Source organism: Chryseobacterium pennae, assembly GCF_003385515.1.
GTDB lineage: Bacteria > Bacteroidota > Bacteroidia > Flavobacteriales > Weeksellaceae > Chryseobacterium > Chryseobacterium pennae.
On record NZ_QNVT01000032.1, the window covers coordinates 19,312 to 45,036 of the forward strand.

The window sequence follows — 25,725 nt, forward strand, 5'->3', positions numbered from 1 at the left end:
GGGATATTATTTAAATTTTGATAATTGTTTGTCTAAAATTGATGGGTTTGTTTTTAATGACGCTGAATCTACCCCAGCCTGTGCCAATAATATTTCCCAGTCGTCTCCCAACCAATCTGCCAATTGCAGCTTTATTTCGTTTACTTCAGCAGCTGTTTTAATTTTTTCACCCAGGTAAAGGCACATAAAAGCTGCATGTAAAAACGTAGATTGTCTTCTCACATCAATTTCAAGATAAGCTCCTGCGGCTAAAGAGAAAAGAATACTTTCAAAGGCTTTAGCCAGTTCATTTTTCTCATAATAGATATGGGATATCAATCGGTTAGCCTCCATCACATAATACGCATCCTGTCTTTTGGATGCTTTTTCAGACAACTCTTCATAGATCTTCAGAGCACCATTCTTATCCTTATTTCCAAATAGCAGAGCTGCTTTCAGTAACATACAGGATTTCCATACCGGATAACCCGTTGCATCATCTTTTTCCATTGCTTTTGATGATTCTTCAAGTGCCTTATCTGTATATTCTTCACTTTTTTTAACTTTCTGTAAGGAAAAATAGGCCTGAGCAGCCACTAATAATCCTGCAATTTTTGACGAAACAGTTCCTATTTCCTTGGTTATATCAAGCAGACGTTTTACTTCAATATCGGTCCTGTTCTGAGTTTTTTGTGTTGTAGAATCCATAACCACAATGACCTGTTTCCTGAATCTTGCATCAGGATCTACCGAATTGTAATTATCACTGGCTTTATACATTTCATTTTTAATAGCTTCAGCCATTTTAAGCTTCGGATACAGATAATGATACAATGACTCGTTATCTTTCTTTCCCTGAAGCTGAATACGTCTTTCCTCCACAAGATCCATAGAAACTAAACGCAGGTTATCCGGAAGATGTTCTACAACCTGCTGAAACCACTGTGCTATATTCATTTTGGTCTGTACTGCCAATGGAAAATAAAGACAGAAACAGAACTGTTCATTTTGATCCTTTATACTGGCCCTTAACCGTTCAAGTTCACCAAATAGATTTATAGCGTTGGGGGCTAATGACTCATCCGGAACAAAAGGCTCCGTTATAAATTTGTTTTCCCATAATGCCCGATGAATGTCTTTATCTTTTTGAGAATGTGGAGTAAACCATGAGAGAAATTCATTCCATAACTGTTCTTCAAATAATGGTCTGTCTCCCTTATATTCTGTTTCAAAACGGAAAAAAATATCGTTTGATTCACCAACAGGAGATTGTTCAATCTGCATGAATTTATCGATCATTTCTACATCAGCATATTGTGCTACCCAAACAGCCAGTTTCCAGTTTGTTTTTTGTTCAGCAGCAAGCCATAGATCCCGAATTTTATAATATTCCTGGGCAATTGATGAAGTTTCCATACTATTATGAATTTAACTTAACCAGACCACCCGTTATGATTGTTTCTCCTGATCCATCCATGGATACCTTAGTGCCACTAATGCTGGTATCTTTCCCGGTAATTTGCACTTCTTTACTGCCTGAAGTAGTAACAGTTACTCCGGAAAGTGCTGCCACATTGGCTTCTGAACTTAATTCTATTCCAGCTTTACCACTTCCCATAGAAACAATAGTTTCACCCGTAATATGAATATTTTTAGCCTGAATAGTAATGGTCTCATCATCGATTGTGATTGATGACTTTCCGTTATCCAGTGTCACTTTTTTACTGGCTACCGCAGAAATGGTATTGGTACCGTCCACTGTGATAATATTTCCGCCGGTTCTGTCTGTAATTGTGATTCCGCCCACATCGTTAAGGCTGATGGTATGGCCGCTTTTACTGCTCAGACTTTTGACATTATTGCCCTGACCGCCACCGCCGCCGGCACCACCATGAAACATTCCACCCATTACAAACGGTCGGTCGGGGTGCTGGTGTACAAAGTTGACCATAATATGATCATCTACTTCCGGAATAGCCATAAATCCCCGATTCTTACTTACTTTTTCACTGCTTCCGGCATCAGGTGTCATCACTCTGATAAATTCAGTGGTATTAGAGCCATTTTGCCAGTCAAACTGCACCTGTATACGGCCTTGATTTAAGGGATCTGTATTGGAAATTACTTTTGCAAACTGAGGTTCAGCTTTGGGACTGTTAAAATCCGGTCGGGGCATAAAACCTGTATCTGCTGCAATGGCTTCGAAAGAACCTGTATAATATCCTCTTGCATCTACTTCATGGGTAACTTCAGTCATCATCAGTTTTGTAAAATATGAGGTCTCATTGCTATCAGGCTTACGCATTTCAATATCTGCCGTACATCCAGGATACAAAAATGGGACTGAAGTGGTACCGGATGTTGTAAATACATTTACCGAATTGCTTCCGGTTGCACTTTTTTGAGAGGCATCAACATCAGTCATTTTTGCAGCTTTTATTGGTGCAACGCTCAATGATGGGGTGATAAATGTTTTTTCTGAAATTTCATAAGCCCTCTTCGCAATATCAGAAGTATGGTTGATCTTAGAATTACCGCCTGTTAGCTTTTCATTTTTGCTGCTGTTATATCCGTAAAAAGAAGGCTTCACGTGCTGTGCCTTCATTTTGATCTTTACATCAGCCACATTGCTGCCATAAGTAAGAGTTACTGGTTTCTGCTGCGGAGGAAGCTTTCCGAAATGAAGAACTTCACCGTCATAGAAAAACTGTTCTCCATAAGCTTCAGCAATTCTCGCCAGATAATTGTAGTGGGTCTCATCATACTGAGAGCTGTAAGATACGTTTCCGTACTGTGAATCTACTCTGACATCAAATTTACTGCTTCCCAATCCTTCCTTCATTACCTGGTCAGCAATACTGTTCAGGCTGATTTCCTGTTTTCCTCCAAAACTCTGTGTATGGGGCGCAGAATCCAATAGAATCGTTGGGCTGCAGCCAGTTAAAATGACATTACCCAAACTTCCTTTATCCTGTCCAAAACCGACTTCTGTGATAACACCTACAAAGTTTCGTTCGGGGCTATTTTCAACATCCTTATATTTAAAAACGACAGTTACTCTTTTACCCAGAAAACTCTGTGCCTCTTCAAGGTTATGGTTTTCAGCGCTTCCTAAAGTATCATGAGCCAGAACAAGATCAAACTGGTGGTGTTTGACAGCGCTTTGGGTAAGTTTAAAATTCTTGAAAAATTTAATTTCTTTACCTTCTACAAAAATTTCAAGCTTTACCACCCTGTTAATTCCTGCAATGGCACTTTCTGAAATACCTTCTGCATTGAAGATCTTTGAAGTGGGCTGTTTTGACCAAACTTTATCCTGCACTATGGTTGGAGAAGTAGGTATCAGAGGTTGGTTCATAAAACTCTGAGCAACACTGCCAGCAGTTTTAATATTTGATAGAGTCTTATTGGAAGTCGGGATATTCGTTGCTATCTCCTGGATATTATTTACTACATCTACTTTCTTTACTGAATCTGTTCCTTTTTTGGACAGGTTATTTTCTTCTTTAAACATGATGTGATCATTTTATCGGTTGTGATATATAGAAATTATTACCTTCACAGGCTGGACCATTCTGCTCAGATAGACAGTCGGTAAGATACAATGGCCTCAATGCAAACTTACTTCCGGACTGTCTTTGAGGATAATTTTCAGAAAGAGTATCAAAAGGATCAATACTCAAGGCTGTTTAGCAGCAATTATTATTCAGGTGAATACTGTTATTTTTCATTAAGTTTTTTTATTGATTTGGTTATGCAATATATCACCTTAAATATTCACATCAAAATGAATTAGCCGTTATTTTAAAAATTGTCGTAGAACTACGACTTTTTGATAATGAGTAAGATAACATCATTTTTCGATTCATTGCCATAGAAGAACTTATAAGAGATTACGCAGAAGAAACACCCCTTATTTGGTATAGAAACAGAAATAATCCGGGCTGTTTTACAGTCTGAATTATCAGTAATTTAAACTCTTTAAAACTTATATTTTAACTACCCAATTATATCTGGAAAAAATGTTTACAATACATTTCTGTTATTGTCATGACATTTCATTTATATATGGTTTTAAGGCTTTCCAGAAGATTATTTATTTCCTTAAAACATTAAAGCAGTATTTATCATTTTGCTATCCGCAATGATATCAACAGAGCAGCATAATGATTCTCCCCCATAAGAAAAGTTCATCATTCTGCTCCAGAATATTTTCTATACACCAGACAATAGCTTAAACATTGATACAGTCCATTAATTAAAATAATAGGTAGTAGCAAGATCTCCGTTAAAGTCTGGTTTAGCTTCCTGCTTTTTCGTGTTAAGTTCAAACAGCCTTTCCCCATTCTTATGGCCGGCACGTATTCTTAGTGAGAACCATCCGTTTTCCAGATTGAGCCTTATGCTGTTTTCATCGTTAATGGTTGAAATATCCTTTAAATAACCAATTCCTACCACTCTCAGTTCATTGTTGGAAGTCTGAAATATCCAGCCATCAGACTGAGCAGAAACTTCTTCATTCCCCAGGATCCGGTCTTCATTAGCCGAAATGCAGAATGAATAATAATCCTCTTCTACCCCTATCACAGGAATGGCAATTCCGGATCTTGTGATCTCATCTCCATGCTCATTTTCAACGAAATATTTCAGGATATTGTTTCCCGGCAGATTATGATCCTGCAAATATTGAGCTAAAAGTTCCGGACTGTATATCACAAAGCCTTTAAGTTCTGAAAATATTTTCTTCATATTATTTTTTATTAGATTGTTTTAAAATATTGTTTGCCGAATCCTGTCACCTCAACTCTTTTTCTATTAAAAACTGATGGACTAACTGCTGATGTTTCCACGACCTCCACTTTATGGTGAGCATCAATCCAACTCGGCTCTTGAAAATAGATCTCTTATTAAGGCTTCATCTTCGCAGGCTTTTTTAAAATCCAGAATAAAGTCCTTCAAATTATCCCCTTCAGAAGAATAGGCGCAAAACATCCCTCCTTCCGGATCAAACCGTATACTTTTGCTTAGATCCGGTCTTTTCTCAGTAAGAAAAATCTGAGCTAAAGATCCCCAGTCGTAACCGTTTCCTTCAAAACCTTCGTCTGCCCTGGCGGCAAAGACTTCCTGTTTATAACTTCCTGCTTCCAGACAAACTGAAAAGCTGTTATCATGTTCTACCCAGAAAAAAGGTTTAATTGTTTCTTTAAAATGATTAATGTCCATATTGTTCAAGTTCGTTAATTTCCTTCCGGTACCGTAATCCTTATAATAATTTAATATGTTATTTCTGCTCTTTTTTAGCATCACAGAATACCTCCGAAACCTGAAGCTTCAGAAATAATTTGATATTAATAAGTCAAAAAAGAGTAATAGTCAGCAGATAAGAATAGTATTCCGGTAAAAACGGTGATATTCGCCATCATGATACCGTTCAAAATTGTATAATTTGTTAACTGCTGTGGATCAGAAAATGCTTTAACCGCTTTTGTTCTTTTCCTTATTTGAATGTTAAGATTCCTCTCTGGCTGTCATCATAATCGTAAATTTTAATCGTTAATAATATTTTGTTATTGAGTGATGGTAAAACAAATATAAAACGCTTATTTATATTCAAAAAATTTTAAGCCCTTAATCTGAAAATTTGTAGTAGTTCTACGACTTTTTAACAATAATTCCATTATTATGGATATAAAAAAAACCGGTAACATACTCTTTCTTAAAACAATACTTACAGCATAAAAAATTTATAAAAAACACTTTTTTTACACTAATAAGAGAAATAATAAACCTTTTTATCGTTATTGAAAAAAAATAACCACAATTATTAACTGCAATACTTACTGAAAACTGTAACGTGGAGTTTACCAAAAACAAAAAATACTCTTCCAGCCTTCCTTTATAAGGATCATCACAATGGTATAAAAAAACAACATCCCCATAATTTTTCCGGGTTCTGTCACTCATTTTTTTGTAATTTAACCCAGATTTTAATCCATATAGCTTTCCCTGAAGCTTTTACAGCTATATTTATCCATGGAAATAATAAAAAAAGACTGTATTACAGAAGAATATTATGATACCGTATCAAAACTTCTTTATCAGCATAATTTACACGATACGAAGAACATAGACAGTATTAACGAACCTTTAGAAATTGTCATTTTTAATAATGATCGGATAATAGGAGGTTTATACGGACATTCTATCTGAGGCACTCTGGAAATTCAGAAGCTGGCGGTTTCTGAAGAATATAAAAACAAAGGGTTGGGAAAACAACTGATGAATGCAGCGACAAAAGAAGCAAAGGCCAGAAAATGCAGCTATATTGCGTTGAATACTTTTAGTTTCCAGGCACCTGAATTTTATGAGAAACTTGGGTTTGAAAAAATAGGAACTGAGCATGATTTTCCCAAAGATTTTGAGAAATATTATTACCGGAAAACGTTGTAAGGCCAAAAAGTTGTCATTATCAAACTTCAAAAAATGTAACAAGCTATTATGAATTAAGACAGATATAATGAAACTTAGGCTGAAATACTATTTAAATACGTGAACAATGAAGACAGAAAGCGTTTCTATCAGTAACAAAAATTACACTTTATATATTCAATATCAGGACCAAGAAAAATTACGCTTGGAATTTAACCGCCTGACTCAAAATGTCTGGGAATTTAATTTTGAAAACTATTATCAGTCAGGATTTTGGGATGACAGCTGTATTTTATATTCTTTATTTGACGGTGATACTATTGTTTCCCATACTACGGTAAGCTTATTTGATGGTAATATTAAGGGAAAGTCTAAAAAACTGGTTCAATTAGGTACCGTAATGACAGATGAAAGCTATCAGAATAGAGGACTGAGCCGTTTTTTAATGGAGAAAATCCTACATGATTTTAAAGGGAAGACAGATGGAATATTTCTCTTTGCCAATGAAACGGTATTGGATTTTTATCCTAAATTCGGATTTATTCCGGTACCGGAATTTGAAGCCTTCCAGACTTTTGAAAATCTTGATTTTTTAAAGAAAACAACAAAGAGAAAGTTGGAACTCGATCAGGAAGCTGATTTAAAATTATTTGAATATCTGGTTGAAAATGCTGTTTCAAATACGGCCTTTCCCACAAAAAGTAAGGGTCTTGCTTTCTTCTACTGCTATGCTAACCCGGAAATGGGCTACAAAGATTCTGTTTACCTGATTGAAGAACTTAACTGTGCGGTTGTGATTGAGATACAGGACAAAACACTGCATATTTTAGAGATTTTCAGCCCCGAAAAAACAAATCTCTCTGAAGTTATCGCAGCGTTTGATGATATTCTGCTTGATGAAGTGGTACTGGGCTTTAGTCCGGAGCAAAGGTATTTTCAGTACAGGCCATGGAAAGATGATGATTTACAGCTTTTTGTCACGCCGGAATTAAAATCTGTTTTTGAAAAAAATTCTTTGATCATTCCAGTGCTGTCACACACTTAAAAGGAAGATTATGAAGCAGAATATTTATGATGATCCGGACTTTTTTTCCGGATATAGTGCACTCCGTGATGGAGATAAGGGTTTAAATGAATTACTGGAACAGCCGGTAATGAAAAATTTATTACACCCTGTTCAGAATAAAACTATTCTGGATATGGGATGTGGACTGGGGCATCAGATCCAGTCTTTATTACAACAAAATCCTAAACAGATAACCGGGCTGGATATTTCACAGAAAATGCTGCATGAGGCACAAAGCAGAATCTCCTCTCCCAATGTAGACTGGGTACATTCTGCCCTGGAAGATTTTGATTTTGGCAATAATAGATATGATCTGGTTATAAGTTCCATGACGTTGCATTATATTGAAGATCTGACTATTCTTTTTCAAAAAATATATAATGGTTTAAAGAATAACGGACAATTTTTATTTTCCATGGAGCATCCTGTCTGTACTGCAGCACTACGACCATGGAAAGAATGGAATGGTGAAAAATACTGGCTCGTGAATCGCTATACTGAGGAAACCCGGAGAAAACAGGACTGGTTTGTAAAAAATGTTGAGAAATACCATCATCAATTAAGCACTGTTATCAATGCGGTATTAAAAGCCGGATTTCTTTTAAAAAACGTGGAAGAACCAAGTCCAGACAAGGAACTGTTACAGCTCCGTCCAGATTTTGAACAGCATATACACCGTCCTCCTGTCATAATTATCAATGCTGAAAAAAATTAAAATTATATTCATTTTGTGACGATAGTCACAGAGCAGTTCGATACTTATCTGCTAATTTTGTTTTTATAAAACATTCTAAATGAGTAATACAAACCACAATATCGCGGAACAGTTTATCCAATACTTAAATGATGAAAATTTTGAACAGGCAGAAAGCTGTCTTGATGCTGATTTTAAATTTATCGGAGTATTGGGAACAAGAGAAGGTGCTTCTGTCTACATGCAGGAAATGAAGCAAATGAAACTTAAATACCAGATTATTAAAACCTTTACTTCAGGTGAAGATGTTTGCCTTTGGTATACGATTGATATGGGAAACAAAGCTATAGAGGCTTCAGGATGGTATCAGATTATTGATGGAAAGATCCGTTCCTTTAAGGTATTATTTGACCCGAGACCGCTGCTAAACGATCAGTAACTATTTTTCAAATATCATATAATCCGGCAGCCACTTCTGGGAAATGGCTGCCTTATCTATATTTTCTATCTAATTCATAGATGCTTTGCTGTATGAAAACCATGATCTGTACTTATCTTTATGGCAACAGAATAACCTTCGGAAAAAATATGAGAATATGAAACAGGCTGAGATCAGAGAACTACGAAATGAACAGGATTTCAAAGAATTTTATCTGAAGAATGCCCCTGCTACTTTCTGTGAAGAATGTAACAATATTACTTATGTCCACGGAAATGGTTTTTTGGAAATCGCTAAGCTGGAAGATCTTAAAAAAGGTCAGAAACCTGTAGAAGGCAAACAGACAAGACGAAATTTTTACAGTATTATTCTGCTTACAGAAGGGGAAATAAAGGAAAGCATTGGCCATAAACTCTACCATTTTCTACCTGGAACCCTCTATTTCATTGGAGAAAATCAGCTTCATGCCATAGAACGCTGGAGTGATAACATAAAGGGTGTTTTTTGCATGTTTGATGCTGATTATTTTTTGCTTTGTATTAAACATCAGATCAAACTCAACCAGTTTCCTTTCTTTCAGGCCAATCAGGAGCCGTTCATCAAACTTTCAGAAAGAGAAATCCTGATGATGGAGCATCTTTTCTGGAAGCTGAACAGTGAAAAATGTCAAAAGACTACTTTTAATGACGACCTTCTCACCCGTATGTTTCTGAATGTTATCCTTCTGGAGTCTGAACGTATTTACAATAAGCAAGCTTCTGCTGATGCCTTCTCTCTATCCAGAAAGGACCAGTTGGCTGCACAGTTTCAATTACTGGTGAACCAGCATTTTATGGAGAAAAAACAGGTTGCGGACTACGCGGAGCTCCTGCATATACACCCTAATCATCTCAATGATGTCATTAAGGAGGTTACCGGATTTCCTGCCAGCCATTTTATTCAGAAACAGCTGATACAGGAAGCCAAATCAAGGCTCATCCAAACCAGTGATACAGTTTCTATGATTGCCATGGATCTTAATTTTACAGATGATTCCTATTTTGGACGCTTTTTTAAGAAACAAACCGGTGTCACTCCGCTTCAATATCGTAAAAACCATAAACATTAAATAAAAAAAGAATGTACACCACCAAAATCACCTCTCCCATTGTTCAGGAATACTGGAAAGATCAGTTTCAGGGGGAAGTTCTCTGTGACCATCCCACTTTTACCTTATTCCTCAATGATGATCTTGAAGAAGACAGCCAGATCATGACCCTGGAATTTCCATCCGGAAACAACTGGGCAATCATCAATTCTAAAGTGGCACAATATTTCAAAAACATCAGTCTTACTACGCTTGATTTTGAAAAGTTTGTGAACATTTTAAAGGATAAACAGATTTTTCTCTATGGTGCAGATTATATTTTTTATTTCCCTGAAGAGGAAAAAAGGGCTATTTTAAATCTTCATTCACTGGAAAACACACGCCCTTTAACCGAACATGATGCTGAGCTTTTTTCAACTTTTGAATCGTTGTCTACGGAAGAAGATCTGGATGGAGCTTTTGTGGAGCTCGATCATTGGAAAACATTTAGTATCTTTGAAGAGAATCAGCTGGTTGCTGCAACAAGTATGTACCCCTGGCAGGACACTCAACTTTCGGATATTGGAGTGATTACATTAAATAATTTTCGGGGAAAAGGCTATGCTCAACAGGCAGTCCGGATGATTTCAAAAGCAGCATTACAAGATGGCTACGAACCCCAATACCGCTGTCAGCTGGACAATACGGCCTCTATTGCTTTGGCTAAAAAATTAAATCTCAGCTTATTTGCTAAATGGAATTTAATATCACCGGAATCTATAAAAAACCTGTAACCGATGAAAGACATTAATTTATCTGTAAAAAGCTATCAAAAAATAGTTAATGAAGAAGAAATCCCCCAGGTTTATCTGTACCTCCTGCGTTTTATGATGAAGGTGAAAGCTGATTTTTCAAGGCATTTCAAAGAAAAATTTTCTGTAGGAAATATTTCTCCAGGCTATATGGACTACACTTATTTTCCGTTTTTTGATTCTTCTCTCCGTGACCATAAATTGCGTTTCGGTATTGTTCTCAATCATAAAAAGATGCAGCTTGAGTTGTGGCTGATGGGACAAAATGCAGAGGTTCAACAGGAATATTGGGAAAAATTAAAATCAGCTTCGTGGAATAAACATCTGGTGACAATGCCTCAATATTCTGTATTGGAAACTATTTTTGTAGAAAATCCTGATTTTGAAAATGAGCAGGCTATTCAGGAAGTCATCAGAAAAAAAACATTGGAAACCGTTCCTGAAATCATGAAACTTCTGTCATAAAAACAATAAGATAAGAACAAAAACTCAGTTATGACAGAACACATTGAGAAAATTCAGTTCCTTATTTCCAGGTTTGACAGGGAAACTCTTGAAGCTCTAGAAAAAATAACTGCTAAAGAGCAGTTTAAAAAAGGTGAAATCCTGTTACAGCAAGGCAAGGTGTGCAGGAAAAGCTATCTGATCATTGAGGGGGTTGCCCGAAAATTCACTTATTCTGATAAAAAAGAAATTACCACTGAATTTTTCTTTAAAAATGATATTGCCATATCCTTTACAAGTTATATCAATCAAAAACCAAGCAGGGAAATTATCGAATGCCTGATTGATACAACCGTAGAATCTGTAGATTTTAATGCTTTTGAAACCATCAAGAAGCAATTCCCTCTACTCATGGAATATGATATTCTACTCACAGAACTATATATCCTGTGGCTGGAAGACAGGCTTTTTGATTTTCATTCCCTGAATGCTACGGAACGGTATGAACAGCTTATGAAAAAGTCCCCGGAATATTTTCATCATCTGAAGCTTACCCATATTGCTTCTTATCTGGGTATTTCTCTGGAAACATTAAGCAGGATAAGGGCAAAAAGGTAATAAGATGGGAGCTGAAAGTGCTGAGGCTGAACTTTGTTAGATAAATCGTAAGGAAAATAAAAATTTTAAACAAGTTAAGATTCATTAAAGATAAATAAAGAAGTTCGCTTTATCAATAATAGCTTTAGCTCTACTCTTAACTTCCAAGTTTTGCTCCTGATCCAACTCAAAGACCTTAATTACTCCCAACTTCCTGCTTCCGGTCATTCTTGATTTTTTTGACTTTTATCAAAGGAATCCCCAGCCTTAATTTTGATTTTTGCTGCAAAATTATTCTGCAGTATGAAAAAAAGAATCATCGGATTTGATCTGGCCCGGGCCTACGCTATTTTCGGGATGTTTATTGTCAATTTTAATATGGTATTCGGAAATCATCATGATGATTCTCTTTCAGGGAAATTTCTGGTACTTTTCAGCGGGCATTCCAGTACTGTATTTGTGATCCTCGCAGGAATGGGTGTTGCTCTGATGACGAACAGAATTCGGGAATATACCCTAGAAGACAGGAAAAGACTCCGTCACATCATTCTTAAAAGAGCCGTTTTTCTTTTTGTATTCGGAATATTGTTTTGCTGTTGGTGGCCTGCAGATATTCTTCATCTTTATGGCGGCTATATGAGTATTGGTGCATTGCTTGTGTTCATGGATAAAAAATATTATCTGGTTACGGCTGCAACGGCCATTATCATATTTCATTTTTTACTGCTTGTCATCCCGTTTGAAACAGGCTGGAATCTGACGACCCTTGAATATCCTGATTTCTGGACGTTTTCCGGATTCATCAGAAACACATTCTATAACGGCTGGAATCCTATATTTCCTTGGTTTGCCTATTTTGCGACAGGACTTTATCTGGGAAGACTTGACTGGACTTTGAAGAAGACGCAACAAAACGTATTTCTGACAGGTCTTATTCTCTATCTTTTTGTGGAAGGTATCCGCTATGGTAGTACATTTATGGATCTTAGTGCTGAAACCCGGGAATTTATCTATGCGGATTATATTCCACCCGTATTACCTTTTCTCATGAATACAACTGGTTTCGGAATGATGCTGATTACAGGATTTATGTTTGTAAGTCAATATATTTCCGAAAAAGCCTGGGCTATAGATCTGGCAAGAACCGGCCAGATGACGCTGACTCATTATGTATCTCATCTCAGCATCGGGCTTATTGTATTGTCTTTACTGCAAGGTAGTCATTATTTGGATGTTATGAGCAGGAAAAATACTGTAGAACCAATCTATATTTTGCTGTATTCCGGACTATTTTTTATTCTCAGTATGTATTTCAGTAAGCTATGGAGCAAAAAGTTCAAACAGGGTCCACTGGAAATGATGATGAGAAGAATAACAGATTAACATAAAGCTCACATTCAAAACACAATACATCCATCGTTTTTAAAAACTATCAGAACTCCCACCCTTCAGTTTCTTTTCTTTTTAAAATCTTTGATTTGTACCATTTTCACTCTGATTTGTGTCAGCAAAACTCCACCAGGCTACTCTAATTTTGTATCAATAAATTTTAGAACAATGACAGAGAGAAACCAAAACGTACAGGAAATAGATTCACTAATGCTGTTTCAGTTTTATGCTGAATGGTGTTACCCATGCAAAATGATGATGCCTGTAGTGGATACATTAAAAGTGAAACTGGATGAATGGCTGAACGTACAGCAGGTAGATGTGGACGAAAACCAGGAATTAGCAGTTAAATACGGGATCAGATCAGTTCCTACATTTGTGGTGTTAAAAAACAATGTAGAAGTGTGGCGAAGCTCAGGCGTGCTTTCGGAAATGATACTGGAGCAGAAACTGAACAGTTTAAGATAAATCTGAAGAACAATGAATGTGTTAATTAATGCGGTGTTACTTGGTGTGGGAGCGACCATCTTTATGGATGTGTACGCTCTTATCATCAAGAAATTCTGGAATATTCCTTCCCTCGACTACCGTATAGTAGGGCGATGGATCGGGCATTTCAAAAATGGAACATTCAGCCATCCTAATATTATACAGGCCACTCCTATCCCGGGAGAAAAAGCTCTCGGGTGGCTGGCCCACTACTCCATTGGGATTGCATTTGCCTATATTTTACTTTTACTCTGGGGCCAGGGCTGGCTGGTACATCCTACGGCTTTTCCTGCTATTTTTATTGGTCTTGCCACAACCTTAGCACCGTGGTTTATGATGCAGCCTGCTTTTGGTTTTGGAATTGCGGCCTCTAAGCTGCCTAATCCTCATATTGCCAGACTTCGAAGTCTTCAGGCCCATCTTATTTACGGGATTGGTTTATATATGTCTGGAGTATTAATATCAATTTTGTTTAAGTAAATTATGAGAAAATTAGTTTTATATATTTCTTCTTCACTCGATTGCTATATCGCTGGTCCCAATGATGATCTCAGTTTTCTCAGCCAAGTGCAAACAGAAGATGAAGACTATGGATACCATGACTTTACAGATACGACAGACACTGTAATTATGGGAAACAGAACCTACAACTGGATTCTTTCTCAGAACGTGGAATTCCCGCATCAGGATAAAACTTCCTATATCATCACAAGAAAAATACGGCAGTCTATTGGTAATCTCCACTTCTATACCGGAGACCTTAGCAAACTGGTTCGAACTCTTAAAAAGGAAGAAGGGAAATCTATTTTCTGTGATGGTGGTAGTTTTGTGGTCAATGAACTTTTAAAAGCCAAGCTTTTTGATGAATTAATAATTTCTGTAATCCCTGTCATTTTAGGGAAGGGAACAAAATTATTTAAGGATGAGATTCCCGGTCAGAATTTAGAGCTGCTCTCCAGTAAAAGATTTGACAGTGGACTTGTACAGTTGCATTACAGGATAATGTATTAATTTATATCTTTAAATCAAAGAGTCTGAATAAAAATCAGGCTCTTTTTTCATATAACTTTTAACGACACAGATATTCTTCTGTTTTTTCAACCATTTAACACTTGGTTTTAAACATTCATCTTAAATCCAGCCCACCTTTCTTCTCCAGACTGTATAATCTTCATCCCTGTTATCAATTTCCGGAATATTTTCCGGATCGGGAATTTGGTTAATTTCTTTTTCTGATAACGATGGCAGGTTCGCTTTCTTCCGTTCACTGTTCAGGTTTTCTTTATCTTCCACAGGATAAGGAATTCCGTCGGTCATAAGCTGGGTTCCATATTTCTGAGGCCTGCTCTGGAAAACCTGAATCCGGTCATACAGATAGGCTTTATTTTTTTTGGTAATATCATGACTGTTTTCCACCATCATTTTATAACATGCCTTCATAAACTCAGGTTCACCAATAGAATGCTGAATGATAAGCCAGGCAGCATCGCTGGCTTTTACCCCTACCTTTGAAATCGTTGGATATCCTATATCACTGATTATTTCCCGGAGTCTTTTGGCATTGGTTTTATGAATGCGCTCCATCTCAGGATGATACCCTCCTGCGAGTTTTCCTTCCGCAGACAGCTTTTCTCTTATTTCAATGTCATGCCCTCCAAGGCGTATTAATTCTTTTCCAATCTTAGAAGTCATTACATTACAGTTTTTTCATCAGATATTTTGGAGATTCTGTATATCCTTGCCTGTCATAAAACCGGTGTGCCTGTTTTCTCTGGAAATTACAGTGCAGCTCTATCCTGTCACAATTGCGTTCTCTGGCTACTTTTTCGCAGTATTCTTCTAAAAATCTTCCAATTCCTGAACTCCGGTAATTTTCATCAACAGAGAAATAGCTTATTCTTGCAAAATCTCCCTTAAGAGCAATCTGCGGGATGACATGAATGGAGATGAACCCTACAACATTTCCTTCCTGATCTTCTGCAACGATAAGATATTCATCAGGGTTTTCTAAAAGTTTTTTTATTTTTTGAGGTAAAAATTCACCGGTATTGGGATATCCTAACTGATCCAGCAGTTTTACAACTGTATTCAGATCTTCTTCAAGCATTGTTCTCAGATTCATATTGCGATTTTTAAAATGTATTTAGCATCTCTCTCAAAGTTACAAAAAAAGAAGCCGGTTGATGAAAAACAATGAATATCTTATGATTTACATGGTATTAAGAACAAACCTGACTCTTTGCTCTACTGTTACTCTGGGAATTTCAATAACATTATAACCATACTCCCGGTAAATTTCATACATGCATTCAAAAGTATGTTCAGCCACTTCTTGAGTCTGTTTTCTTTCGGAATCATTTTCATAGATTTCCTTCCAGGGCGGGAGGATAAAGACATTTTTGTTATACTCCATTTCACGGGCTGTTATTTCCATCTGCCTAGGTACAGGAATCTCTTCCAGCCGGAGATAACCGATCGTGTCTAATATTCCACGATCAAAAAAAACAGGTTGGATACCGGAGATTGGTATCATTTCGTTAAAAGTTTTTACAGAAGCATCAAACATCAGTCCGGCAAAAATCTCTTTATTGATCCACGGTAACCCGTCTCCATTAGATAGCAATTGTTCTTTGATAATTCTACGTCCTTCTTCGGGTGCCGTTGTAAATCCTAGACGGTTTAATTCGTTGATTAATGTGGTTTTTCCAGCTCCCGGACCTCCAGTAATAACATAGAGTTTTTTTGTAATATTATTATTTTTCATTTTTAAATTTTGTGGGGTTGAATCGTTAAAAATCAGAATTATTGACGGAATACAATCTGAAAAAGTATTCATCTAAGCACAGGGCATACCTTGAATAATGGATCAACGAAATCAGAAAAGAAATGTCTGGACAGACAATAAGTATAGAGAAGCGCAAGAGCTCTAGTAACAATAATTATATTTCTGAAAATGAATGTATCAGAAATCTTTACCAGTAAAGATACTCTATTTTTAATTACGAAAATAAATAGGAAGAACTCATTTATTCTTTGGGTGGAAAAGTAATGCCGGCATCCTGAATCAGATCAAAACCATAGCTCATGATGGTTTCAATAACTGGAATTGCTTTTTTCCCTTTCTCAGTAAGACTGTATTCTACCTTCGGCGGAACAACGGGATATACTTCACGATGGATCATTTCTTTGCTTTCCAGCTCCCGAAGCTGGCTGGTCAGCATTTTGTCTGTGATATGGGGAATATCCTTTTTCAGTTCACTGAAGCGAAGCGGTTTCTCCTGTAATCTCCACAAAATAGGCATTTTCCAGGTTCCACCGATATGGCTTAAGGCAAATTCAATAGGGGTATAATACAATCTTTTATCGTGGAAAAACTGAGGCATAATTATTCTTTTATCGTTACCCTTTCAAAAAGGGAAGTATAGAACTAAAAAGTAAGTATATAGCTTTCTGATAGTCTATTCTGCAAATTTGCACAAAAAAATTATGAAATCGAAAAGAAATCTTTATGTGCTTGCACTTGGTGTATTCGGAATTACTACAACTGAATTCGGAGTGATTGGAATATTACCGGAAATTACTTCTTCTTTCAATATTTCTATTGAAAAAGCAGGCTGGCTCCTGAGTGCTTTTGCATTGATCGTAGCTCTTTTTGGTCCGTTTATGCTGATGGCATTGTCATCATTTAAAAGAAAAAGATTGTTGATTGCATCACTGTTTATTTTTGCTGCAGCCAATATTATTTCTGCTTATATCGGGAATTTTTATGGATTATTGGTTGTCAGAATGATTCCTGCATTTTTTCATCCGGTTTATTGGTCCATTGCGCTGTCTGTTGCTGAAAAGGCTTCTGCCTCCACCGACAAATCAAGGGCTGTAAGTATTATTTTTTCCGGGCTTACTCTGGCTACTGTATTGGGAGTTCCTTTGGCTACTTTAATGTCTGATCTGTTTTCCTGGCAGTCTTCGTTTCTGCTTACGGCATTTATTAATTTGGTGGCACTGGCAGGTGTTCAGCTTTTATTACCGGACATTGAAAAAGAGACAGAAGCTTCACTGATCTTCAATATTAATATTTTACGCAGTCGGTATTTATGGATTGGTTTATGTACAGCATTTTTTACCATTGCTGCTATGTATTCTACCTATGGATATATGGCAGATTTTCTGAAAAACATAACTCAGATGAATGGAAAACAAATCAGTATTATGTTGTTTATGTTTGGAGTTGTCGGCATTTTCGGAAACAAAATTGCCGGAAAATATATGAGCCGGTTTCCGTTCCAGACTACTCTTATATTTCTGATTTTTTTGGCTGTCATTCACTTATTCATCTATTATTACGGAAATTCTTTTGTTCCTATGATCTGGATTATAGGATTCTGGGGACTGATCCATTCGGGAGGTTTTCTGATCAGTAATATCAATGTCACCTCTTCAGTTCCCGGGTCTTCTGAATTCATCAACAGTATTTTTACTTCCTGTGGAAATTTTGCAGTAACCGCCGGAACTTTATGGGGTGGATTCTGGATTGCTCATTTCGGCATTGAAAATATCATAGGATCAAGCATTATCACTATTATATTAGCTGTAATTATGGTATTTATCAGGAAAATGCTCATGAAATAATCTAAAACAGTATTAATAAAACAGATTGGAAGCAGGAAGAATGAAACGGAAGATTTAGTTTCCCACTTTTATTTTCAGCTTTAAAATCTGAGTGTATTCAGCTGGCTGAACTCTTCTTTATGGTAAATAGCTTCAATACTTCCGTTTTGCAGCAATGCAATTTTATCACAGGTATGGAAAAGGGTTTCAATAATATGGGAACTGATCAGGACCACTTTATTTTCAGATTTTAACTGCCTGATAATATCATAAAGGGTATGAACGCCCTCAAAATCTACTCCGTTGAAGGGTTCATCCAGAATATTAATCGGCTTATTCAGCATCAGCATCCCGATGAGGGCCAATTTTTTCTTCATTCCACTGGAATAGTATTGTACATATTTTTTCAGTGGAAGGTTGAATTTTTCAATGATTTCTCTTATTTCATCTACTTTTTTTGAAGAGAAATAAGACAGATATTCCTCTCCTGTTATATAAGGATAAAAATAATTTTCCGTTTCAAGATAAGAGATCTGCTGCCGCTTTAAACGTTCATTTCTCCAGGTAATGCTCCCTGAAAATGACTGGCTTTGATATAAAGATTCAAATAATGTAGTCTTCCCTGCACCATTCTTTCCGAGAATTCCCAAAATACAGCCTTCTTCTATAGAAAGGTTCAGATCGTTTAAAACTTTCTGATTCTTAAATTCAACATTTACATTTTTAACTTCCAACATATGTTTTGATATTTTGATTAGCCGCTTTTATACCTGATTTAAGCATGAACAGGGCCGGAATTATTGTCATACTACACAAAAAGTATTCTAAATAAACACCCATATTATAATCGCTGTCTTTATTTTTATGGTTATAATTTTTATATTTTCTGACCAGGCTCAGCAGAAGATAGAGGTTCATAAAGACAAGGTAATACACCACATATAGACTTTCATATGGATTTAAAATCAAAAAAGAACAGTAAACCGGCAAAAGCAGTATATTGAAAAACAAAGTATTCTTTCTTATTTTTTCCTTCAACGTATATTGTTTAAAATACATTTCGAGCATTTCTTTACTCTCATGTGGCTGGTAAATAAAAGAAATAAAATCCAACGCGAAAACACCAGCAAAGATCAGAGTAAGTGGATGATAGGATGAAAGAATGATAATGATAAATCCCAGTATTGCTCTCCAACTGTTTTTTCTCAGAAAGCTTTTCCATTCAAACAGAATGTTGGGAATAAAATTCCAGTTCAGGGACAGCCACTGTTTTGTTCTTGGAGGAATAAAGGCCAGTACAACAATCAGAAGATATAAAGCAACTCCTGTTTTTTCAATCTTATAATGGACATTTCCGAACAACAAGGCTGTATACATCATACCTGTTTCCAGCAGGATAATCCATCGCCAGCTTTGTACAAAAACTTTCTTCAGAAAAGGAATATCCTTCCTTTCACTATGGAAAAGGGCTATGAGAATAAAGAATATAACCGGATAGTATTCATTTTTGGGCAACCTTACTGCGATGAGCATCCCTAAAACAAGTAAAACAGGAATACTTACCTTGGGATTCAGGTTGAGGATTCTGAAACTCTGGATGAATCTGAATTTAAAATGGCTGATTAGTTTTTTCAAAGGATTCTGATGATATCTATAAAAGGTTATTGAACAGGTTTTATCAAATACAGTTTGTTTTCAGTAGTTGTAAAAAGTTGGAAGTTCAGGTTTTTATCTGAAAAATACAAATAAGGTAAGTATTGTTTTTCCAGTTCGGCCTTAAGCTTCCGGATGTCTTCGCCTTTGGTATTATAAAATTTTTCGGTGGTAAAATTTTCATTAAAGGACATTGCTTTTTTAAATTTCAGAGTGTCTCCTTTTACTAAAAGTTGGCAATACAAATCCCCGTTCCAGCTTTTTGAAGTCGTGCTGATAGCTCCTCCTGATGCACTGCAGGTAGATTTATCCAATACTTTTCGTTGAAAATAGACAGGCATAATATTCGGAAAACGACCCGGATCCAGTTTTCTTTCTCCAAAAGGATCAGTTCCGAAAAGACTGTTGTTATATCCGGGATTTGTCATAGAATATTTTCCGGAAACTTTTCTGTCGATATACAGCTGATACCATTTTCCATTCATATAATATGTCACACGATCTGATCCGCTTTTTGATTCTCTTAAATAATCATCCGCATTTTCAGTAATATTCTGATATTCAGTATTCTGCTTTTCTCTGCTCCATTTCAGGTCTTCATTCTGAACGATCATTTGCTTTCGCACTGTATCTCCATCTTTTATCCAGGTTCTGTAATATTTTTTGTCGTAATTCACAATAAAGTCACCAAACAGTAATTCGTTCCAGTTTTCACGGGTACTTTTATAGGTATAACGGTCTTTGATATTTCCATCTTTATCCAGTTTATAAAAATGATAATCCATATAAAAACGGGTACTTCCTACCGAACCATCTTCTTCTACTTCTTTCCGGTTCCTGTCTTTCGGGATTTCGTTGGTTACAATAATGACGTTTCCTTCCGAACTTATAACATGTTGAATCCGTGTATAGCTTTTCCACATCAGGTTTATTTCATGATGCCCGAAACGAATGGATTTAGTACTGTCAATATACTGATAGTTTTTATATTTTTCCGGCAATTCTGAACGGTTCATCTTATTGAGAAGATAGACATCCAGACCACCAAAATTGTAAAATACAACACTAGCTAACAGAAGAACAGCTCCTATAATAAGGAATATTTTTTTCATTTCAATGTATGATTCTTTAAAGGTATTAATTCTTCCAGAATTAGAAAAAACATTTACCATATAACAAGGCAAGGGCCGATGATAATAGCAGACGTCTTGAATTTATGAAAAAATAAAAGCACTGATCTGAAAGTTATAAAGAGTCTCAAAATATAATCAGAATACTATTTTTGCATTTGGGACCATTGAATACTCCCTTCCAGCTACTCTATTAAAATACAAAACCCTCGCTATTGGCAAGGGTTTGTTTTTTATAGTCTGTTTCGGTTAAAACTACAGGCATCCTATTCCTGCATAATCTTTTTAACTTCTTCAAATTCATTTTCTATTGCTGCATCAGGCTTATAAGTTGCCAAGGATACGATAATATTGGTGAGTAAAGAAAGAATGAATCCCGGAATGATTTCATACCAGTCTTTCAACGGATGCTGAAGATAAACCCATGCCAGCACGGTGATTCCCCCTACCAACATTCCGGCAAGTCCACCCTGCCATGTTGTTTTCTTCCATAAAAGCGACAACAGGATCAATGGTCCGAATGCGGAACCAAACCCTGCCCATGCGTTTCCTACAAGGTTAAGGATACTGTCTTTTGGGTCTAATGATAAAAGAACAGCAATTATGGCTACCAATAAAACTGAAAGTCTGCTGGCAATCAATAATTGCTTTGACGTTGCCTTTTTATTCAGGAAAGCTTTATAAATGTCCTCCGTTAATGAACTTGAAGTTACCAATAGCTGAGATGAAATGGTACTCATTACAGCTGCCAGAATTGCAGTCAGCAGGAATCCTGCAATAAACGGGTGGAATAAAATACGGGAGAAGTAAATGAAAATAGTTTCTGCCTCTGTTTTTGATCCGTCAAATTTCATCATGGTTTCCGTATCAAATTTCTGCAGATAAGCAATTCCTACTAAACCAATAGCCAAAGCTCCGGCAACAGTAAAGATCATCCATGTAATCCCGATTCTTCTGGCTTTAACCAAATCTTTTGGTTTATCAATGGCCATAAAACGTACCAGAATATGGGGCTGTCCGCAATATCCTAATCCCCAAGCCAATAAAGATAAAATGCTTACTGTAGTAGTTCCCCTGAATAAGTCCAGATATTTGGGATCTTTAGCTTCAATCAGGGAAATTGTTTCTCCAACTCCTCCAATTTCTATGATGGCAACAATTGGCACAATCACCAGTGCCAGTACCATAATGGTTCCCTGCACAAAATCGGTAAGACTTACTGCCAGAAACCCACCTAAAAAGGTATATAATACAACCACTAAGCTGGTTAACAATAATCCTACGGTATAATTCATTCCGAAAGCGGATTCAAAGAGTTTTCCACCGGATACCATTCCTGCTGAAGTGTAAAGAGTGAAAAATACAAGAATAAAGATAGAAGAAGTGATCTTCAGGAGATGGTTTTTGTTTTTAAACCTGTTTTCAAAAAACACAGGTAATGTAATTGCATTCTGGGCTACTTCGGTATAAATTCTAAGCCTTGGCGCTACAATAATATAATTGAGAAATGCACCAAGTGTTAGCCCTATTGCAATCCATGAACTGGAAATACCGGAAAGGTACATAGCTCCCGGAACCCCCATCAGCAGCCAGCCACTCATATCTGCTGCTCCTGCAGAGAGTGCTGTAACAGCCGCCCCCATTTTTCTTCCTCCAATTAAAAATTCCTCTGAATTGTTTGTTGATTTTCTATAAGAATATATGCCTATACCTATCATCAATAATAGATACAACCCCACAGAAATCCCTTCGTATACTTGCATATTATTTTTTTATGAAGCCGAATATAGCCATTTTCTGAGAAATTAGAGGGCTATCACAAAACAACAATATTACACCGATACAGGAAAATAATGTAAATTTTTAATTAAAAATACAATATATTAAATCATTTTGCTAAATAAACAACCGGATATTTAAATTGATCTTAAGTTTTTTATTACTTATTTTCAGAACACAAAACCCTCGTTACTACAAGGGTTTTCTTCTTATATGTTTACAAACGTGGAGTTTAGTCCAAATAAAAAACTCCTATTTTTCAATCTTCAATAATAGGAAAACAGGGGCTCAGAATATGATCATTAAATTCGTCTAATTTCCCTTTGGATAATCTGATGATAAAATAATGATTTCCGTAATCTCCTTATTTACATCCGTATAATACTTCATCATACAAACGGTTTACTCATTATGATTACGGACATGTTACTTTATCAGTGTCTGAGCTCTTCTCAGATTGTCGGTTGCCTGTAAAATTTTATTTTTCAGGATGGGATTATAATCCGGATTCTGCAAAAGGAAGTGATGAACCACATCAAGGGCTTTTGGATCCTGATAGTTGCTGAATGTGGAACGAAGCCAGTTATCCGGGAAAAAGATAGCTCCCGTTTTCTGAATTTCCTGTAGAACCTCTAAAGACTTAGGAAGATACTGAATAGAAGCCTGCTGTCTTAATGGATGATGCAGATATCCCAATGCAGAACCGACTGCCGATTCATTTGCTCTGTTCTGTTTTTGCATCAGCCCGTTAAAGAAATCATCCCGTATCTTCTGATCCGATGAAGCTGCCTGCATAATAATTTTAAAACGGTTTATCCGATCCGGGTTCTTAATTCTGGTCAGTTGCTCCTGTAACAGATCATTGTTGGCATTATTTCTCAATGATAAAGCAAGGACAAGGTTTGTAAAGTCTTCGTCGTTCAGAGATACATCTTTAGGTGGTATCTGGGATTTCCAAATTTTATACAGGTTGTCATAAGCCTTCTGAGATTGGAAAATTCCCTGATAGCAGTCAAAGATATTTTTCTTATTATTCTTTGCGGTCTGTGCCTCCAGCGCATTCCAAAGTACATTTTCTATATTTCCGGATTCTTTCAGTCGGGTATTTTCCGGTAAGAAATTCCAATAGATAGAGGAAATATAACCAGTAATCAGACGAAGATTCAGTTCTGTAGTTTCTTTTGGTAACTGCTTTTCAAAAAACTGTAATAACTCCTGGGGTTTCGAACCAGATCCGTTCAGCATATTTTCATACAGTGAGATATAGGCGCTGGCACGGTTTATTTCGTCTTTTATCAAAGAAAAATCAGTCATTACTGTTCTATCTGTTTTAAAAACTCCATACCCAATTCCTGATGAGTTCTGCAGAATGAAAAGAGGCTTCTTTTTTCCTTTTAATTCTACAATTTCCTGTTCTTTCTCAGACAGCTTTACGTTCACTTTTTCAACCTTGTCATTGTAAAACAGGCTGATCTCAAATTCCTGAGGCCAGTTTTTTTGCTCTTTTCCATATTCCGGTCTTTGGGAAATGGTAAAACGGTGTATTATATCCCCTTTATATTTTATATCATAATCAATAATTGGTCTTCCGGGATCATTAACCCAAACTTTATTCCAGCTTTGTAAGTCTTTTGGGGTATGGTTATCAAGAATGGTGATAAGATCCGGCCAGCTTGCGTTGGTGTAAGCGTATTTTGTAAGGTATTCATTGACGCCTTTTCGGAAGTCCTCCTCCCCAATCAGTAATTCCAGCTGGCGCATCATAATCGGTGCCTTGTTATAAATAATCGGGCCATACATCATTCCTGCATTTTGCAGATTGTCTAAAACCTGGCGGATTGGATTAGCACCCAACGTACGGTCTACGGAATAGGCTGCCGGAAAATGCCCGGTCAAGAATTTAAGATCATAAACTTTTTTATCTGAAGATGCTCCGGTACTTTTATCTGCCATAAAATTGGCAAAAACTTCTTTCATCCATACATCATTGAACCAATCCATTGTTACCATATCTCCAAACCAAAGGTGCGCCACTTCATGGGCAATAAGATTGGAACGGTTGTTCAATTGATTCTGTGTTGCATTATTATCCAAAAACAATGTGGAATTTTGAAACAAAATAGCTCCCGGATGCTCCATTCCACCAAACTGAAAATCCGGAACGGCAACCAGGCCATGTTTTTGAAAAGGATGTTTAATACCTGTCCATTTTTCGTAATAAGCTAAAGAATTTCTGTATAACGAGAAAATAGAATCCATGCTGTTTTTAATTTTCAGGGAATCGGTTTCGCGGTATAAAATTCTGGAATCCTGTTCGCTGATCTTCTCAGTATGGTTTTTAAAATCTCCGGCAGAGAAGGAAAACAGATAGGTAGGAAGCAAATCCGACTGATTAAACTTCAGGGTCTTTTGTCCTTGTTGTATTGTTGTTTCCTTAAGTTTTCCATTAGCAATAGCACTCCATTTTTCCGGAACCGTTAAACTCAGAGAGTATTTTGCCTTTAAATTAGGCTGATCAAAACATGGAAACATCGTTCTTGCACGATCCGGTACAAATAATGCATACAGATACCCATCACGTCTGTTAAGGGCACCATTTCCGGCAAGGAAATTAAAATTAATCTGATTGGATCCTGATTTCAGGTGTTTGGCATCAATAACTACATGTTCATTTTCCAGAATCAGTTTTATCGTCTGTCCATTCACTGATACAGATAACAATGAAGAAGGATCTTCTTTAAAATCTATCAGCAGTGATGTTTCATTCTGTTTTTTATAATTAAATGTAAGAACTTCAGTTCCTGAGATCCTTTCTGATTTACTTTCAGGAATTTTCAGGCTGAGCTCATATTGAATATCACTTAATGTGCTTTTTCTCAACTGGGCCAGCTCATACGAAACTCCGGATTCAATTTTAGATAAGGATTTCGTTTGTGCATGATAACCACTGTTGAAAACGACAAGAAATAATGCTAACAGACGTACTTTTTTCATACATCAAATATAAGGATTGGAATTGTAGTACAAAATACAACCCCTCGCTATTGCAAGGGGTTTACTGTTATTTTTAGCATGAGTTATGGGTTCGTGTTAGTAGAGAAACCGAAAATTTAACCCTGATCAGAAAACTTTTCATGAAAAATACGATTGG

Annotated in this window: 27 protein-coding genes; 14 read left to right on the forward strand and 13 right to left on the reverse strand. The window is 36.5% G+C overall.

What is annotated here, in order from left to right:
• Positions 1–6: 6 nt before the first annotated feature.
• The 4 genes from DRF65_RS23965 to DRF65_RS23980 all read right to left on the reverse strand — a co-directional run bounded on the left by DRF65_RS23965 (position 7) and on the right by DRF65_RS23980 (position 5,202).
• Positions 7–1,395, reverse strand: a complete 1,389-nt coding sequence (locus DRF65_RS23965; protein ID WP_115973247.1) for a hypothetical protein — start codon at positions 1,393–1,395, stop codon at positions 7–9.
• A 4-nt stretch (positions 1,396–1,399) separates the two neighbouring features.
• Positions 1,400–3,493 (reverse strand): type VI secretion system Vgr family protein, encoded by a 2,094-nt coding sequence (locus DRF65_RS23970; protein WP_115973248.1) that lies wholly within the window; start codon positions 3,491–3,493, stop codon positions 1,400–1,402.
• A gap of 740 nt (positions 3,494–4,233) precedes the next feature.
• Positions 4,234–4,728 carry a hypothetical protein gene (locus DRF65_RS23975; protein ID WP_115973249.1) on the reverse strand — a complete coding sequence of 165 codons (495 nt, stop codon included), beginning with the start codon at positions 4,726–4,728 and terminating at the stop codon, positions 4,234–4,236.
• A gap of 123 nt (positions 4,729–4,851) precedes the next feature.
• Entirely contained in the window at positions 4,852–5,202 is a 351-nt protein-coding gene (locus DRF65_RS23980; protein ID WP_115973317.1) for an immunity 51 family protein, read from the reverse strand.
• Between the two features lie 810 nt (positions 5,203–6,012).
• Here DRF65_RS23980 and DRF65_RS29005 point away from each other — a divergent pair.
• From DRF65_RS29005 to DRF65_RS24045, 13 genes are all read left to right on the forward strand, one after another.
• Entirely contained in the window at positions 6,013–6,189 is a 177-nt protein-coding gene (locus DRF65_RS29005; protein WP_228438911.1) for a hypothetical protein, read from the forward strand.
• 12 nt (positions 6,190–6,201) lie between these two features.
• Positions 6,202–6,429 carry a GNAT family N-acetyltransferase gene (locus DRF65_RS29010; protein WP_262511442.1) on the forward strand — a complete coding sequence of 76 codons (228 nt, stop codon included), beginning with the start codon at positions 6,202–6,204 and terminating at the stop codon, positions 6,427–6,429.
• Positions 6,430–6,535: 106 nt separating this feature from the next.
• On the forward strand, positions 6,536–7,453 hold the full coding sequence (locus DRF65_RS23995; protein ID WP_115973251.1) for a GNAT family N-acetyltransferase: 918 nt from the start codon (positions 6,536–6,538) through the stop codon (positions 7,451–7,453).
• A 10-nt stretch (positions 7,454–7,463) separates the two neighbouring features.
• On the forward strand, positions 7,464–8,189 hold the full coding sequence (locus DRF65_RS24000; RefSeq protein ID WP_115973252.1) for a class I SAM-dependent methyltransferase: 726 nt from the start codon (positions 7,464–7,466) through the stop codon (positions 8,187–8,189).
• A 79-nt stretch (positions 8,190–8,268) separates the two neighbouring features.
• Complete coding sequence (locus DRF65_RS24005; protein ID WP_115973253.1) at positions 8,269–8,607, forward strand: nuclear transport factor 2 family protein; 339 nt, start codon at positions 8,269–8,271, stop codon at positions 8,605–8,607.
• A gap of 157 nt (positions 8,608–8,764) precedes the next feature.
• On the forward strand, positions 8,765–9,715 hold the full coding sequence (locus DRF65_RS24010) for a helix-turn-helix domain-containing protein (RefSeq protein ID WP_115973318.1): 951 nt from the start codon (positions 8,765–8,767) through the stop codon (positions 9,713–9,715).
• 11 nt (positions 9,716–9,726) lie between these two features.
• Positions 9,727–10,467: a GNAT family N-acetyltransferase gene (locus DRF65_RS24015; RefSeq protein WP_115973254.1), complete on the forward strand. Its 741-nt coding sequence runs from the start codon at positions 9,727–9,729 to the stop codon at positions 10,465–10,467.
• 3 nt (positions 10,468–10,470) lie between these two features.
• Positions 10,471–10,950 carry a DUF7000 family protein gene (locus tag DRF65_RS24020; RefSeq protein ID WP_115973255.1) on the forward strand — a complete coding sequence of 160 codons (480 nt, stop codon included), beginning with the start codon at positions 10,471–10,473 and terminating at the stop codon, positions 10,948–10,950.
• Positions 10,951–10,980: 30 nt separating this feature from the next.
• Complete coding sequence (locus DRF65_RS24025) at positions 10,981–11,547, forward strand: Crp/Fnr family transcriptional regulator (protein ID WP_115973256.1); 567 nt, start codon at positions 10,981–10,983, stop codon at positions 11,545–11,547.
• Between the two features lie 282 nt (positions 11,548–11,829).
• A complete protein-coding gene (locus DRF65_RS24030; protein ID WP_115973257.1) occupies positions 11,830–12,909 on the forward strand; it encodes a DUF418 domain-containing protein in 1,080 nt (359 codons plus the stop codon).
• A 174-nt stretch (positions 12,910–13,083) separates the two neighbouring features.
• The gene (locus DRF65_RS24035; RefSeq protein ID WP_115973258.1) at positions 13,084–13,383 is read left to right on the forward strand and encodes a thioredoxin family protein; all 300 of its coding nucleotides are present in this window, start codon (positions 13,084–13,086) and stop codon (positions 13,381–13,383) included.
• A 12-nt stretch (positions 13,384–13,395) separates the two neighbouring features.
• Positions 13,396–13,884 carry a DUF2938 domain-containing protein gene (locus DRF65_RS24040; protein WP_115973259.1) on the forward strand — a complete coding sequence of 163 codons (489 nt, stop codon included), beginning with the start codon at positions 13,396–13,398 and terminating at the stop codon, positions 13,882–13,884.
• A 3-nt stretch (positions 13,885–13,887) separates the two neighbouring features.
• Complete coding sequence (locus DRF65_RS24045; protein WP_115973260.1) at positions 13,888–14,415, forward strand: dihydrofolate reductase family protein; 528 nt, start codon at positions 13,888–13,890, stop codon at positions 14,413–14,415.
• Between the two features lie 120 nt (positions 14,416–14,535).
• Here DRF65_RS24045 and DRF65_RS24050 read toward each other — a convergent pair whose 3' ends face one another.
• The 4 genes from DRF65_RS24050 to DRF65_RS24065 all read right to left on the reverse strand — a co-directional run bounded on the left by DRF65_RS24050 (position 14,536) and on the right by DRF65_RS24065 (position 16,787).
• Positions 14,536–15,096 carry a DUF6624 domain-containing protein gene (locus tag DRF65_RS24050; protein WP_115973261.1) on the reverse strand — a complete coding sequence of 187 codons (561 nt, stop codon included), beginning with the start codon at positions 15,094–15,096 and terminating at the stop codon, positions 14,536–14,538.
• Between the two features lie 4 nt (positions 15,097–15,100).
• Complete coding sequence (locus DRF65_RS24055; protein ID WP_115973262.1) at positions 15,101–15,526, reverse strand: GNAT family N-acetyltransferase; 426 nt, start codon at positions 15,524–15,526, stop codon at positions 15,101–15,103.
• A gap of 87 nt (positions 15,527–15,613) precedes the next feature.
• Complete coding sequence (locus tag DRF65_RS24060) at positions 15,614–16,168, reverse strand: AAA family ATPase (RefSeq protein WP_115973319.1); 555 nt, start codon at positions 16,166–16,168, stop codon at positions 15,614–15,616.
• Between the two features lie 262 nt (positions 16,169–16,430).
• A complete protein-coding gene (locus tag DRF65_RS24065; protein ID WP_115973263.1) occupies positions 16,431–16,787 on the reverse strand; it encodes a winged helix-turn-helix transcriptional regulator in 357 nt (118 codons plus the stop codon).
• 103 nt (positions 16,788–16,890) lie between these two features.
• Between DRF65_RS24065 and DRF65_RS24070 the strand changes: the two genes are divergently transcribed.
• Positions 16,891–18,033: an MFS transporter gene (locus DRF65_RS24070; protein ID WP_115973264.1), complete on the forward strand. Its 1,143-nt coding sequence runs from the start codon at positions 16,891–16,893 to the stop codon at positions 18,031–18,033.
• Positions 18,034–18,113: 80 nt separating this feature from the next.
• Here the strand turns inward: DRF65_RS24070 and DRF65_RS24075 are convergent, their stop codons facing one another.
• The 5 genes from DRF65_RS24075 to DRF65_RS24100 all read right to left on the reverse strand — a co-directional run bounded on the left by DRF65_RS24075 (position 18,114) and on the right by DRF65_RS24100 (position 25,568).
• Positions 18,114–18,749, reverse strand: a complete 636-nt coding sequence (locus tag DRF65_RS24075) for an ABC transporter ATP-binding protein (RefSeq protein WP_115973265.1) — start codon at positions 18,747–18,749, stop codon at positions 18,114–18,116.
• Positions 18,736–19,647: a hypothetical protein gene (locus tag DRF65_RS24080; RefSeq protein WP_115973266.1), complete on the reverse strand. Its 912-nt coding sequence runs from the start codon at positions 19,645–19,647 to the stop codon at positions 18,736–18,738. The genes DRF65_RS24075 and DRF65_RS24080 overlap by 14 nt, the downstream gene beginning before the upstream one ends.
• A gap of 26 nt (positions 19,648–19,673) precedes the next feature.
• Positions 19,674–20,777, reverse strand: a complete 1,104-nt coding sequence (locus tag DRF65_RS24085) for a hypothetical protein (protein ID WP_123947428.1) — start codon at positions 20,775–20,777, stop codon at positions 19,674–19,676.
• A gap of 284 nt (positions 20,778–21,061) precedes the next feature.
• Positions 21,062–22,558 carry a sodium/proline symporter PutP gene (gene putP, locus DRF65_RS24090; RefSeq protein WP_115973268.1) on the reverse strand — a complete coding sequence of 499 codons (1,497 nt, stop codon included), beginning with the start codon at positions 22,556–22,558 and terminating at the stop codon, positions 21,062–21,064.
• 442 nt (positions 22,559–23,000) lie between these two features.
• On the reverse strand, positions 23,001–25,568 hold the full coding sequence (locus DRF65_RS24100; protein ID WP_115973269.1) for a M1 family aminopeptidase: 2,568 nt from the start codon (positions 25,566–25,568) through the stop codon (positions 23,001–23,003).
• Positions 25,569–25,725 lie beyond the last annotated feature (157 nt).

Coding starts and splice junctions, on each gene's coding strand:
- DRF65_RS24100 (WP_115973269.1), bottom strand. CDS start 25,568: ATGAAAAAAGTACGTCTGTTAGCATTATTTCTTGTCGTTTTCAACAGT.
- DRF65_RS24020 (WP_115973255.1), top strand. CDS start 10,471: ATGAAAGACATTAATTTATCTGTAAAAAGCTATCAAAAAATAGTTAAT.
- DRF65_RS23980 (WP_115973317.1), bottom strand. CDS start 5,202: ATGGACATTAATCATTTTAAAGAAACAATTAAACCTTTTTTCTGGGTA.
- DRF65_RS23975 (WP_115973249.1), bottom strand. CDS start 4,728: ATGAAGAAAATATTTTCAGAACTTAAAGGCTTTGTGATATACAGTCCG.
- DRF65_RS24035 (WP_115973258.1), top strand. CDS start 13,084: ATGACAGAGAGAAACCAAAACGTACAGGAAATAGATTCACTAATGCTG.
- DRF65_RS24030 (WP_115973257.1), top strand. CDS start 11,830: ATGAAAAAAAGAATCATCGGATTTGATCTGGCCCGGGCCTACGCTATT.
- DRF65_RS24055 (WP_115973262.1), bottom strand. CDS start 15,526: ATGAATCTGAGAACAATGCTTGAAGAAGATCTGAATACAGTTGTAAAA.
- DRF65_RS24070 (WP_115973264.1), top strand. CDS start 16,891: ATGAAATCGAAAAGAAATCTTTATGTGCTTGCACTTGGTGTATTCGGA.
- DRF65_RS23970 (WP_115973248.1), bottom strand. CDS start 3,493: ATGTTTAAAGAAGAAAATAACCTGTCCAAAAAAGGAACAGATTCAGTA.
- DRF65_RS24040 (WP_115973259.1), top strand. CDS start 13,396: ATGAATGTGTTAATTAATGCGGTGTTACTTGGTGTGGGAGCGACCATC.
- DRF65_RS24015 (WP_115973254.1), top strand. CDS start 9,727: ATGTACACCACCAAAATCACCTCTCCCATTGTTCAGGAATACTGGAAA.
- DRF65_RS23965 (WP_115973247.1), bottom strand. CDS start 1,395: ATGGAAACTTCATCAATTGCCCAGGAATATTATAAAATTCGGGATCTA.
- DRF65_RS24005 (WP_115973253.1), top strand. CDS start 8,269: ATGAGTAATACAAACCACAATATCGCGGAACAGTTTATCCAATACTTA.
- DRF65_RS24000 (WP_115973252.1), top strand. CDS start 7,464: ATGAAGCAGAATATTTATGATGATCCGGACTTTTTTTCCGGATATAGT.
- DRF65_RS24050 (WP_115973261.1), bottom strand. CDS start 15,096: ATGACTTCTAAGATTGGAAAAGAATTAATACGCCTTGGAGGGCATGAC.
- DRF65_RS24075 (WP_115973265.1), bottom strand. CDS start 18,749: ATGTTGGAAGTTAAAAATGTAAATGTTGAATTTAAGAATCAGAAAGTT.
- putP (WP_115973268.1), bottom strand. CDS start 22,558: ATGCAAGTATACGAAGGGATTTCTGTGGGGTTGTATCTATTATTGATG.
- DRF65_RS24045 (WP_115973260.1), top strand. CDS start 13,888: ATGAGAAAATTAGTTTTATATATTTCTTCTTCACTCGATTGCTATATC.
- DRF65_RS24085 (WP_123947428.1), bottom strand. CDS start 20,777: ATGAAAAAAATATTCCTTATTATAGGAGCTGTTCTTCTGTTAGCTAGT.
- DRF65_RS24065 (WP_115973263.1), bottom strand. CDS start 16,787: ATGCCTCAGTTTTTCCACGATAAAAGATTGTATTATACCCCTATTGAA.
- DRF65_RS24010 (WP_115973318.1), top strand. CDS start 8,765: ATGAAACAGGCTGAGATCAGAGAACTACGAAATGAACAGGATTTCAAA.
- DRF65_RS29005 (WP_228438911.1), top strand. CDS start 6,013: ATGGAAATAATAAAAAAAGACTGTATTACAGAAGAATATTATGATACC.
- DRF65_RS23995 (WP_115973251.1), top strand. CDS start 6,536: ATGAAGACAGAAAGCGTTTCTATCAGTAACAAAAATTACACTTTATAT.
- DRF65_RS24060 (WP_115973319.1), bottom strand. CDS start 16,168: ATGAAAAATAATAATATTACAAAAAAACTCTATGTTATTACTGGAGGT.
- DRF65_RS24025 (WP_115973256.1), top strand. CDS start 10,981: ATGACAGAACACATTGAGAAAATTCAGTTCCTTATTTCCAGGTTTGAC.